This window comes from Mycolicibacterium houstonense (assembly GCF_900078665.2).
GTDB classification, from domain to species: domain Bacteria; phylum Actinomycetota; class Actinomycetes; order Mycobacteriales; family Mycobacteriaceae; genus Mycobacterium; species Mycobacterium houstonense.
This window is the reverse complement of record NZ_LT546208.1, coordinates 661,047-672,594: the sequence shown is the minus strand read 5'-3', so window position 1 is coordinate 672,594 and position 11,548 is coordinate 661,047. Positions and strand designations below refer to the sequence as shown.

Below are 11,548 nucleotides of genomic sequence, written 5' to 3'. Positions count from 1 at the left end.
GGCCAAGGCCGGGTACTGCGATCTCAAGGAATTCCAGAAAGTCGGGCTCACGGTCGGGAGCTGAGCGCCCGGGTCTTCACGCCGAGAGACTCTTCTTTACAAGTTAGGGCCTCCTGTCTAGAAGTTACCTGCCGGTAGCGTCATACTGATCACATGCAGCCTGACTATGACGTCTTGGTGATCGGTTCGGGATTCGGTGGCAGCGTGAGTGCGCTGCGGCTCACCGAGAAGGGCTACCGGGTCGGTGTACTCGAAGCCGGACAGCGCTTCGCCGACGCCGATTTCGCGAAGACCTCCTGGGACCTGCGCAAGTTCCTGTGGGCGCCGCAATTGGGCATGTACGGGATCCAGCGCATCCACCTGCTGCGCAACGTGATGATCCTGGCCGGCGCCGGCGTGGGCGGCGGATCGCTGAACTACGCCAACACTCTCTACGTGCCGCCGGACCCGTTCTTCAACGACCCGCAGTGGAAGGACATCACCGACTGGCGCGCCGAGCTCATGCCGCATTACGACCAGGCGCAGCGGATGCTCGGCGTGGTGAAGAACCCGACCTTCACCGATGCGGACCGCATCGTCAAAGAGGTCGCCGACGATATGGGCTGCGGCGACACCTTCGTCGCCACGCCGGTCGGGGTGTTCTTCGGCCCCGACGGCGAGATGACCCCGGGCAAGACCGTGCCCGACCCGTTCTTCGGCGGCGTCGGCCCGGCCCGCACCGGGTGCATCGAGTGCGGTGAATGTATGACCGGTTGTCGGCACGGTGCCAAGAACACGCTCGTCAAGAACTACCTGGGGCTCGCGGAATCGGCTGGGGCGCAAGTACATCCGATGACCACGGTGACGAGTTTCGAGCAGCGTCCCGACGGTCTGTGGGAGGTCACCACCGTCCGTACCGGCAGCAAGCTGCGTCGTCGTCGCAAGACCTTCACCTCGACGCACCTGATCCTGGCGGCCGGGACGTACAACACGCAGAAGTTGCTGTTCAAGATGCGGGACGCCGGAAAACTCGGGAAGGTGTCGTCGCGCCTCGGTGTGCTGACCCGCACCAACTCCGAGTCCATCGTGGGCGCCCAGACCCTCACGGTGTCGCCGGATCTGGATCTCACCCACGGCGTGGCCATCACCTCCTCGGTGCATCCCACCGCCGACACTCACGTCGAGCCGGTGCGCTACGGCAAGGGTTCCAACGCGATGGGGCTGCTGCAGACGCTGATGACCGACGGCACCGGGCCGCAGGGCACCGATGTGCCGCGCTGGCGGCAGTTCCTGGAGCAGGGCCGTGAGCGGCCAGGTCTGCTGATCCGGCTGCTGAACCCGTCCCGCTGGAGTGAACGGACGGTCATCGCCCTGGTGATGCAGCACCTGGACAACTCGATCACCACCTTCACCAAGCGGGGGCCCGGCGGTAGGCGGGTCATGACGTCCAAACAGGGCCACGGCGAGCCGAATCCGGCGTGGATCCCGGTGGGGAACGAGTTCACCAGGCGGATGGCGGAGAAGGTCGACGGGGTCGCGGGCGGTACCTGGGGTGAGCTGTTCAACATCCCGCTCACCGCGCACTTCCTCGGCGGCGCGGCCATCGGCGACAGCGTCGAGCATGGCGTCATCGACCCGTACCAGCGGGTGTACAACTATCCGACGCTCTACGTCATGGACGGTGCCGCGATCTCGGCGAACCTCGGGGTGAACCCGTCGCTGTCGATCACCGCCCAGGCCGAACGCGCGGCATCATTGTGGCCGAACAAAGGTCAGGACGATCAGCGTCCGGCGCAGAATGAGCCGTATCGAAAGTTGGCACCGATCGCCCCCGAGCATCCGGTCGTGCCTGCCGAGGCGCCGGCCGGGTTGCGGCGGCTCCCCATCGAACCGGTGAACACGGGCAGTTAGTTCCTGCCGGATTCGGGGTATCTCCCCGTCGTCGGGGCGTCGAGGCCCGGACGGGAGGGGTGTGCCTGATGCGGGAAGCGTTCCACGGCGAGTTGGCGGCCTTGAGCAACCAGCTTGCCGAGATGTGCGGGCTGGCGGTCAGCGCGATGGAGCGGGCCAACCAGGCCCTGCTCGAGTCCGATCTGTCACTGGCCGAGCAGGTGATCGCCGACCACGAACACATCGCCGCCTACAACAGCCGCATCGAGGAGTCGGCGTTTCGGCTGCTGGCCCTGCAGCAGCCGGTCGCCGGTGAGCTACGCATGGTGGTCGGGTCGATGCACATCGCCGCCGATCTGGACCGGATGGGCGCGCTCGCGGTGCATGTCGCTGACATCTCGCGGTTGCGTCATCCCGAATGTGCGCTCCCGGACGAGGTGCGCGCCAGCTTCACCGATATGGGCTCGCAGGCGGTGCGCCTGGCGCAGACCGCCCAGGAGGTGCTGGTCTCGCGTGACCCGGAGGCGGCCGCCCGGCTGCGCGACGAGGACGATGCCGTCGACGCCGAACACCGCCACCTGTTCACGCTGCTGCTGGACCGTCAATGGGACGACGGGGTGTGCTCGGCTGTCGACGTGGCGCTGTTGGGCCGTTATTACGAGCGGTTCGCCGATCACGCCGTCGAGATCGGCAAACGGGTGATCTTCGAGGCCACCGGTGGGCGGCCGCTGCACAAGAAGTTGGCCTGAGACCTACTGCCCGTCGGCGGGAGTGGATTCCAGCAGCGCCGTGAACAACCGGGTGAGCATCGTCATGTCGACGGTCCCGGGTTGCAGCACCTCCTCGGTGGCGATGCCGGAGATGATCGTCACCACCAATTGGGCGAGTGCGGACAGCTGCTGGGCGGGAAGTGTCGTACCGGCCTGCTCGACGATGCGCAGGGCCTGATCGACGGCGGCGCGACGACGGGCCACCAACCGCTCGCGGAGTTGGGGATCCCGGATCGCACGCAGCCAGTACTCGATCAGCACGATCTGGTACTCGTTCTGCTCGTGGATCGAATCCAGCGTTGACCGGCTCAACGCCGAGGCGATCGAGGCGCTGTCGCCATGCCCGCTGTCGAGCGCGGTGGCGATGAGCGCGCCACGACTCTCGAACTGCCGGTCCAGCAGCGCGAGGAACAACTCGTCCTTGGACTCGAAGTTCGAATACACCGCTCCCTTCGTGAACCCCGCGGCCTGACCGATCGCGTCGATCGTGGCGCCGGCGAACCCTTCGGCCGCGAACACCTTGAGCGCTGCATCCAGGATCCGGTCGCGCACCTGGTCGCGAGTGGGGCGGGTACGAGCGGGTTTGACAGCCGTCATGACCAACACAATACTCGCTAGTATCGATTGGATACCAGCGAGTATCGAAAGGCTGAGATGGAAGACAGGGACGACGCCGGGGAAACCCAGGCGGTCGAGGGGGACGAGACGCCGGATGTGCAGGTCACGCCGCAGATCACCGCGGTCGGACTGGGCGTCGACGGCGAGCACGGCCCGCTGTTCTCCGGCGTCGACCTCGCCCTCACACCGGGGTTTCACGCCATCCAGATGCCCGGGGGATGGGGCCAGACCGCGCTGCTGCTGACGCTGGCCGGCCGGCTGGCACCCACCCACGGCACCGTGACCGTGTGCGGTGACACCCGACCCCGCGAGATCCGCAAGCACTGCGCGATCGCCGCATTCGACGACATCGACGAGCTGGAAGACGCGGTCACCGTTCGGACGGTGCTCGCCGAGCAGCGCCGCTGGCTGGCGCCGTGGTACCGACGGGTGTCGCCGGAGGCCGGCGACGCCGCGCTGGCCGAGGTATTCGGTGACCTGACTCCGCCGGCGCCCGGCACCTACATCAGCGAGCTGTCCGACCTCGACCTGTTCCTCCTCAAGGTCACGCTTGCCCTGTTCTCGAACCGCCCGATCCTGGTGGTCGGCGATCTCGAGCAGGTCCGTGACAACTGCCGGCGAGCCCTCGCAGTCGAGCGACTCGGCGCGATCGCCACCCAACGCAGTGTCGTTGTGGGCGTGACCAATCCGCTCGGCATCGAAGCTCCTGACCACGATCTCCACGATCACCGCATCCTGACCGGAAAGAACTGAGATGGCGACAAATCCACTTGCTCGGCTCGGCTTCGGCACTCCGGCCGCTGGTCTCGCCTTCGGCTCGGAAATCAAGCGCTTCGGCCGCAGCCGGATGACCCGCGCCGCGATCGTCGTGTTGATGCTGCTTCCGCTGGTTTACGGCGCGCTCTATCTCTGGGCATACTGGGACCCGTTCGGCCAGGTCGACAAGATGCCGGTGGCGCTGGTGAATTCCGATCGGGGCGTGGAGGTTTCGGGTCAGCACATCAACGCCGGCGCCGAGATCGCCAAGAGCCTGACCGACGACGCCAGCTTGAACTGGCACGTGGTGGGCGAGGACGAGGCACGCCAAGGCGTCGATCACGGCACCTACTACTTCATGCTGGAACTGCCCGCCGATTTCAGTGAGGCGATCGCCTCCCCGCTGACCGGGCAGCCCAAGCAGGCCAACCTGAACGCGGTCTACAACGACGCCAACAACTACATCTCGTCGAATATCGGCCGCACCGCCATCGACCAGGTCCTCAATGCGGTGTCGACGCGGATCTCGGGCCAGGCGGTCAACCAGGTGCTCTCCGTCGTCGTCAGCTCGGGTGCCGGCATCAAGCAGGCGGCCGACGGCGCAGGCCAACTCTCCGACGGGGCAGTGAAAGTCGACGACGGTGCCGGCCAGATCGCGGCCGGCCTGCATGACGCGCGCTCTGGTTCGGCGCAACTGGCCACCGGTGCCAAGCAGCTCTCCGACGGCATCACCAAGGCCACCGACCCTTTGGTGGCGGTGACCTCCGCGCTGTCGAAGGTCGGCGGCGATACCCGACAACTCGAAGAAGGCACCGCGGCACTGCGGCAGGCCAACGAGCAGATCGGCGCGATCGCCGGTGCGCAGGACTCCGCCGCGACGGCGCTGTCCTCGGTGATCGACCAGCTGTCGGCCAGCCCGGACCCGATCGCCAACAACGCGGCCGGAACACTGCGCGGGGTCGCGGATGACCTTCGGGCTCACCAGTTCACCCCGCAGATCCGCCGGCAGCTGACCGACGCCGAGAACGCGGCGATCTCGATGACCTCGTCACTGCGAGACCCTGGCAGCCCGCTGAACTCCGCGCTGGATCGGGTGGGCGGCAAGAGCCAGGAGCTCACGGCCAAACTGAATCAGCTGCGCAGCGGAGCCCAGCAGCTCGCAGCCGGCAACGCCGAATTGGCCAGTGGTATCGCCAAACTCGACACGGGTGCCGGCCAGCTGAAAACCGGTACGACGCAGTTGCGGTCCGGGTCGGCCGAGCTGGCGACCAAGCTCGCCGACGGGGCCGGCCAGGTGCCCGACTGGACGCCCGCGCAGAAGGACGCGATCGCCGACACCATCGGCGGCCCGGTGCACCTGCAGAACTCGTCCGAGAACGCCGCACCCAACTTCGGCACCGGCATGGCCCCGTTCTTCATCACGCTCGCGCTGTTCTTCGGCGCGCTTGTACTGTGGATGGTGTTGCGGCCCTTGCAGAATCGCCCGATCGCCGCGGAGGTGCCGGCGATCCGGGTGGTGCTCGCCAGCTATCTGCCCGCCGCGGCGATCGGGCTCTTCCAGGCCGTGATCCTGTACTGCGTGGTGCGTTTCGCCCTCGGCATGCAGGCCGAACACCCGGTCGCGATGCTGGGGTTCATGACGCTGGTGTCATGCACCTTCGTCGCGGCCACGCAGGCGGTCAACGCGCTCGTCGGTCCCGCGGTGGGCCGAGTGCTGTTGATGGCCCTGCTGATGCTGCAGCTGGTCAGTGCCGGCGGTATGTACCCGGTGGAGACCACATCGCGGCCGTTCCAGGTGTTCCATCACTACGATCCGATGACATACGGTGTCAACGGTTTACGCCAGCTCATTTTGGGCGGTATCGATCACCGGCTCTGGCAGGCCATCGTCACGCTGCTGCTGATCTGGATCGGGGCCCTGACCGTCTCGGCGCTGTCGGCCAGGCGCAACCGGCAGTGGAACATGATCAGGCTGATGCCGGCGATCAAGATGTGAGTCAGACCGCCTGGAGCAGAGCGGCATCCGCCAGTGGGCGGCTGCGCTCGCCGTGGATGTCCACGGGCACGTCGCCGGCAAGGGTCACCCGGTGCATCACCCGGCGCTGGTCGTCGTAGTCGTCGACCGCCCGGTGCTGGGTGGCGCGGTTGTCCCACATCGCCACGTCGCCCAGGCTCCAGTTCCAGCGGATGGTGTTCTCGGGCTTGGTGATCCGACGCTGGAGCAGCTCAAGCAGGGTGGCTGACTCGTGGCTGTCCAGTCCGAGGAAGCCACGCGTGAAGTCGCCGGCCAGCAGCGTGCGCTCGCCGGTCTCGGGGTGCACCCGCACCACCGGGTGCTCGGTGCGGAAATCGGGCTTCTCGAACGCGGCCCGCATCAGCTGCTGTTCCTCGCTCAGGGCGGCGACCGGCGCTGCGGCGTAGTCATAGCGGTTGCTGTGCACTGCCCAGAGGTTCTCGGTCAGATGCTTGAGCGAGTCGGGGAGTGCCTCGTAGGCCGCCACGGTCGACGCCCACAGGGTGGAGCCGCCGTATTCGGGAAGAGTCACCGCGCGCAGGATCGAGATGGCGGGGTAATCCGGCACGAACGTCACATCCGTGTGCCAGCGGGTGGCCTTGGCGTACTCGGAGTCGAGCGGTGTGATGAGCGGTGCGTCCTCGGTCTTGAGTGCGTGATGGCCGACGGGCTTGCCCATCAGCCGCGCGAACGCGTGGTGGTTCTCGTCGGTCAGGTGGTGTTGGCCGCTGAAGAAGACCACCTTGTGTTCCAGCAGTGCACGGCGAATCTCGGCGACCGTGTCCTGGTCGAGGTCGCCGCTGAGTTGCACGCCGTCGATGCGGGCGCCGATCCGGCTGCCGAGTTTCTTGACGGTCAGGCCGGCAGTGGTGGAAGCAGTCATCGATATGTCCTTTGCACTGGTGGGAACGACTGTAGTCAAGTGACTACACCCGCATGTGGGCTAGTGTAGCCACGTGACTACACCGACGCCACCGGCAAAAGGGACGGCCGGCCCGGTCGGCCGGGACGAGGTGGTCGCGGCTACCCTGACCGCCGCGGCGGAACTGTTCGCCGAGCGCGGTCCGGCCGCCACGTCGATCCGTGACATCGCCGCCCGATCCAAGGTCAACCACGGCCTGATCTATCGGCACTTCGGCACCAAGGAACAACTGGTCGGCGCGGTGCTCGATCACCTCGGGGGTCAGCTCACCGCCCTGCTGGACGGTGAAGGCGAGACCGAACACATCAGGCAGACCGTGGATCAGCACATGCGGGTGATGGCCAGGGCGCTGCTCGACGGCTATCCGGTGGGCCAGCTGCAGCGGCTGTTTCCCGGCGTCACCCGGCTGCTGGGTCAGGCGCTGCCCCGCTTCGACGACGAGCGCAGCGGTCGCCTGGCCGTGGCCAACGCGGTTGCCCTGCAATTGGGTTGGCGCATGTTCGAGCCGTTCCTGACCTCGGCGGCCGGGCTGGACCCGATCGGCGACGACGAGATCCGCCAGGCGGTCGGCGCCGAGATCGCGCGGATGCTCGGACCGGGCGTGGGGCCGGACTAGTCAGGCGGTCGGCCCGGCGCGGCGGCGCACCGGTTCGCGCCCGTGCGGCTGCGGTGGCGGTGGCAGCAACGGGTGCCGGGGCACGACTTTGACGGTGGTCGTCGCCCGGGTGTTCAGTACCACCTCGTCACCGGCGTGACGGATGGTCAGTGTCCCGTCCGGCCCGTCGCGCAAGGTGTAGGTGACGTCGCGGTGGTTCGCCTCGATCGTCACCCGGAAACCCTTCCACCGCAATCGGAACCGCAGACACGAGATGCCGTCGGGCAGATGCGGGTCCAGCGACAGGATGCCCTCGTCGTCGCGCAGCCCGCCGAACCCCGCCACCAACGCGGTCCAGGCTCCGGCCAGTGAGGCCATGTGCAGGCCGTCGCGGGTGTTCTGGTGCAGATCGCGCAGATCGATCAGCGCCGCCTCGTACGCGTAGTCATGAGCCAGCTCCAGATGTCCCACCTCGGCGCACATCACCGCCTGGGTGCAGGCCGACAGCGACGAGTCCCGGGTGGTGCGCCGCTCGTAGTAGTCGACGTTGCGGGCCTTCTGTTCCGGGGTGAACGCATGGCTCTGCCACTGCATCGCCAGCACCAGATCGGCCTGCTTGAGCACCTGCGCCGGATAGAGCCGCACATACGGTTCGTGCAGGAGCAGGGGATAGGAGGTGTTCTCGGTGAAGTTCCACTCGGCCAGCGTGGTGAACCCGGTGCACTGCGGATGGACACCCAGCTCTTCGTCGTACGGGATGTGGGCGGCATCGGCCGCGTCGCGCCAGGCCGCGGTCTCTTCGGTGGTCACCCCCATCGCGTATGAGGCGTCCGGGTGCCGCAGGCAGGCGTCGGCCGCCACCCGGAGATTGTGGGCGGCCATCAGATTGGTGAAGACGTTGTCGCGCACCACCGCGGTGTACTCGTCGGGACCGGTCACGCCGTCCAGATGCCAGATCCCGTGGCGGTCATGGTGTCCCAGCGACATCCACAGCCGGGCGGTGTCCACCAGCACGGCCAGACCGCATTCCAGCTCCAGCGAATCGTCGCCGGTGACGACGCGATACCGCTCGAACGCGGCCGCGATGTCGGCGTTGATGTGCCATGCGGCCGTGCCCGCCGGCCAGTAGGCCGAGCATTCCTCGCCCCGGATGGTGCGCCACGGGAAACTGGCGCCCTTGAGATCCAGCAGGCCGGCGCGCTCGCGGGCCAGGCCGAGGGTGGAGGCCCGCCACCGCAGCGCATCCGCGGCCGCCTGGGGCTTGGTGTAGGTCAGCACCGGCAGCACGAAACCCTCGGTGTCCCAGAAGGCGTGGCCGTCATAGCCGGTGCCGGTCAGTCCCTTGCCCGCGATGGCGCGCCGCTCGGCGCGGGCGCTGGCCTGCAGCACGTGGAACAACCCGAAGCGGACGGCCTGCTGACAGTCGGGGTCGCCCTCGACCTCGACGTCGGCACAGTCCCAGAACTCGTCGAGATAGGCGCGTTGCGAGTCCAGCAAGCCTTGCCATCCGCTGTATCTCGCGCCCGTGATCGCGCCGGCGGCCTGATCGCGCAGTGCCGGACGCGACCGCAGACTCGACCAGCCGTAGGCGAGGTATTTGACGATGCGCAGCTTCTGCCCCGCCCGTAGCCCGCAGATGACCGTGGTCCGGGCCAGATCGTCCTTCGAGTCGGTGCTGATCTCGACGCGTCCCGGGACCTCGACGTCGTGGTCCATCGCGGCGGCCATCATCAGCCCGCTGCCGAGCGTGCGATGCACCAGAAGCGCACTGCGGTCGGTGTTCTCGTGATGCACGGAGTGCAGTGGGTGCTTCAGCACCGCCGAGACCCGGGGGTCGTCGGATGTCTCGGGCTGGTCTTCGTTGGTGACCAGTTCGGATTGCACTGTCACCCGGACGAATTCGTCGACCGCCTCGACGGTGTACTCGATGGCCGCGACGCCGCGGTGGGCGAACGACACCAGGCGGGTGGAGACCACCCTGACCTGCTTTCCCGCCGGGGAGCACCAGTGGGCCAGCCGGGTCAGCGTCCCGGCGCGCAGATCGAGGGTGCGCTCGTGCTCGATCAGCTCGCCGTAGCGGACGTCGAACGGTTCGTCATCGACCAACAGCCGCAACAGTTTTCCGTTGGTGACATCGACGACCGTCTGGCCGGCCTCTGGGTAGCCGAATCCGGCCTCGGCGTAGGGCAGTGGGCGTACTTCGAAGAACCCGGCCAAATAGGTCCCTGGCAGGCCGTACGGCTCACCCTCGTCGAGATTGCCGCGCAGGCCGATGTGACCGTTGGACAATGCGAACAGTGATTCGGACTGCGCCAGCAGGTTGAGGTCCAGCCGGGTCTCGCGTACCTGCCACGGTTCCACCGGGTACGCGTCGTGGGTGATCATCATGGCGCTACCGCAGCTCGGCCAGGTCGGTGACCACGATGTCCGCGCCGTCGCGGTGCAGCTGCTCGGCGTGCCCCACTCGGTCCACCCCCACGACGTAACCGAATCTGCCCGCCCGGCCCGCCGCTACCCCGGCCAGCGCGTCCTCGAACACCGCGGCCTGGGCGGGCGAGACGCCCAGTAGTTCGGCGGCCCGCAGGAAGCTGTCCGGCGCCGGTTTGCCCGGCAGGTTCTCGTCGCGCATCGTCACCCCGTCCACTCGCTGTTCGATATAGGTGTCCAGTCCGGTGATCCGGAGCACCTCCTCGGTGTTGGCGCTGGAGGACACCACCGCCCGGCGCAGGCCGGCCCGGGTGGCGTCCTGCAGATAGCGCCGGGATCCCTCGAACACCTCGACCCCGTCCTTCTGCAGGGTCTGGTGGAACGCCGCGTTCTTGCGGTTGCCCAGGCCGTGCACGGTCTCGGCGTCCGCAGGGTCGTCCGCGGTGCCCTCGGGCAGCTCGATGCCGCGGCTGCCGAGGAACGACCGGACCCCGTCCTCGCGTTTCTTGCCGTCGACGTAGCGCAGGTAATCGCCGTCGATGTCGAACGCCATGAACGGTTCGCCGGTCCGCTCGGAGCGGTCCCGCAGGTATCCGTCGAACATGGCCTTCCAGGCCTTCTTGTGCACGCTCGCGGTGTCGGTGAGCACGCCGTCGAGGTCGAACAGGCAGGCGGTGATCTGCTCGGGTAGCCCCAGCACAGCGTCCTCGCTTTCGCCGACGTCTTCTTCATCATGCGTAATCACCCCGCGGGCGGTGGTCCTAAACACGCCTTCGGTCACGGACCCGGAGTTCCGGCACCTCAAGCGGGCGCTGACCTGCCCACTAGACTGTTGCGGTGACGTCTGCATCTCCCCGTCCTGTCCTCGTCGTCGACTTCGGCGCTCAGTACGCACAGCTGATCGCTCGCCGGGTCCGTGAGGCGCGGGTGTACTCCGAGGTGGTCCCGCATACCGCCAGCGTGGCGGAGATCAAGGCCAAGGATCCGCAGGCCATCGTGCTGTCGGGTGGCCCGGCCAGTGTCTACGCCGACGGCGCCCCGTCGCTGGACCCCGCGCTGTTCGACCTCGACGTGCCCGTGTTCGGCATCTGCTACGGCTTCCAGGCCATGGCCCAGGCCCTCGGTGGCACCGTCGAACACACCGGGACCAGCGAGTACGGGCGCACCGAGCTGCACGTCGCCGGTGGTGACCTGCACGCCGAGCTACCCGAGACCCAGCCGGTGTGGATGAGCCACGGCGACGCCGTGACCGCCGCCCCCGACGGGTTCGACGTGATCGCCTCCAGCGCCGGCGCCCCGGTGGCCGGTTTCGAGAACCGGGCCCGGCGCCTGGCCGGGGTGCAGTACCACCCCGAGGTGCTGCACTCCCCACACGGTCAGCAGGTGCTGAGCCGGTTCCTGCACGAGTTCGCCGGCATCGGTGCCACGTGGACGGCCGCCAACATCGCCGAGCAACTCATCGAGTCGGTGCGGGCCCAGATCGGTGACGGCCGGGCCATCTGCGCGCTGTCGGGCGGTGTCGACTCGGCGGTCGCGGCCGCCCTGGTGCAGCGGGCCATCGGCGACCGGCTGACCTG

General features: G+C 67.7%; 10 protein-coding genes. 6 read left to right on the top strand and 4 right to left on the bottom strand.

Translation table 11 applies throughout. From position 1 onward, the window contains the following. The first annotated feature begins 153 nt into the window (after positions 1–153). Together BN4332_RS31325 and phoU are read left to right on the top strand one after the other, a co-directional pair. The gene (locus BN4332_RS31325) at positions 154–1,890 is read left to right on the top strand and encodes a GMC family oxidoreductase (protein WP_066903989.1); all 1,737 of its coding nucleotides are present in this window, start codon (positions 154–156) and stop codon (positions 1,888–1,890) included. 68 nt (positions 1,891–1,958) lie between these two features. Then, on the top strand, positions 1,959–2,618 hold the full coding sequence (gene phoU / locus BN4332_RS31320) for a phosphate signaling complex protein PhoU (RefSeq protein WP_066903997.1): 660 nt from the start codon (positions 1,959–1,961) through the stop codon (positions 2,616–2,618). A gap of 3 nt (positions 2,619–2,621) precedes the next feature. Here phoU and BN4332_RS31315 read toward each other — a convergent pair whose 3' ends face one another. Then, positions 2,622–3,248 carry a TetR/AcrR family transcriptional regulator gene (locus tag BN4332_RS31315; protein ID WP_066903999.1) on the bottom strand — a complete coding sequence of 209 codons (627 nt, stop codon included), beginning with the start codon at positions 3,246–3,248 and terminating at the stop codon, positions 2,622–2,624. Between the two features lie 45 nt (positions 3,249–3,293). Between BN4332_RS31315 and BN4332_RS31310 the strand changes: the two genes are divergently transcribed. Together BN4332_RS31310 and BN4332_RS31305 are read left to right on the top strand one after the other, a co-directional pair. Next, the gene (locus BN4332_RS31310) at positions 3,294–4,010 is read left to right on the top strand and encodes a P-loop NTPase family protein (protein ID WP_066903995.1); all 717 of its coding nucleotides are present in this window, start codon (positions 3,294–3,296) and stop codon (positions 4,008–4,010) included. A 1-nt stretch (position 4,011) separates the two neighbouring features. Further along, on the top strand, positions 4,012–6,009 hold the full coding sequence (locus BN4332_RS31305; protein ID WP_074133251.1) for a YhgE/Pip domain-containing protein: 1,998 nt from the start codon (positions 4,012–4,014) through the stop codon (positions 6,007–6,009). A gap of 1 nt (position 6,010) precedes the next feature. Here BN4332_RS31305 and BN4332_RS31300 read toward each other — a convergent pair whose 3' ends face one another. Further along, a complete protein-coding gene (locus BN4332_RS31300; protein WP_066903985.1) occupies positions 6,011–6,910 on the bottom strand; it encodes a TauD/TfdA dioxygenase family protein in 900 nt (299 codons plus the stop codon). A gap of 73 nt (positions 6,911–6,983) precedes the next feature. On the opposite strand from BN4332_RS31300, the gene BN4332_RS31295 reads away from it, so the two are divergent. Next, complete coding sequence (locus tag BN4332_RS31295; protein WP_096867173.1) at positions 6,984–7,565, top strand: TetR/AcrR family transcriptional regulator; 582 nt, start codon at positions 6,984–6,986, stop codon at positions 7,563–7,565. Here BN4332_RS31295 and BN4332_RS31290 read toward each other — a convergent pair whose 3' ends face one another. Both BN4332_RS31290 and BN4332_RS31285 read right to left on the bottom strand, forming a co-directional pair. After that, positions 7,566–9,929 (bottom strand): glycoside hydrolase family 65 protein, encoded by a 2,364-nt coding sequence (locus tag BN4332_RS31290; RefSeq protein ID WP_066903993.1) that lies wholly within the window; start codon positions 9,927–9,929, stop codon positions 7,566–7,568. Between the two features lie 7 nt (positions 9,930–9,936). After that, on the bottom strand, positions 9,937–10,671 hold the full coding sequence (locus BN4332_RS31285) for a beta-phosphoglucomutase family hydrolase (protein ID WP_066903991.1): 735 nt from the start codon (positions 10,669–10,671) through the stop codon (positions 9,937–9,939). A 137-nt stretch (positions 10,672–10,808) separates the two neighbouring features. Here BN4332_RS31285 and guaA point away from each other — a divergent pair. After that, the coding region (guaA, locus tag BN4332_RS31280; RefSeq protein ID WP_160110966.1) for a glutamine-hydrolyzing GMP synthase at positions 10,809–11,548 on the top strand (740 nt) is incomplete at its 3' end.

Bases quoted from the DNA above. Each gene is read 5' to 3' on its own strand.
- BN4332_RS31310 (WP_066903995.1), top strand. From the start codon at position 3,294: ATGGAAGACAGGGACGACGCCGGGGAAACCCAGGCGGTCGAGGGGGAC.
- BN4332_RS31305 (WP_074133251.1), top strand. From the start codon at position 4,012: ATGGCGACAAATCCACTTGCTCGGCTCGGCTTCGGCACTCCGGCCGCT.
- BN4332_RS31325 (WP_066903989.1), top strand. From the start codon at position 154: ATGCAGCCTGACTATGACGTCTTGGTGATCGGTTCGGGATTCGGTGGC.
- BN4332_RS31300 (WP_066903985.1), bottom strand. From the start codon at position 6,910: ATGACTGCTTCCACCACTGCCGGCCTGACCGTCAAGAAACTCGGCAGC.
- phoU (WP_066903997.1), top strand. From the start codon at position 1,959: ATGCGGGAAGCGTTCCACGGCGAGTTGGCGGCCTTGAGCAACCAGCTT.
- BN4332_RS31290 (WP_066903993.1), bottom strand. From the start codon at position 9,929: ATGATCACCCACGACGCGTACCCGGTGGAACCGTGGCAGGTACGCGAG.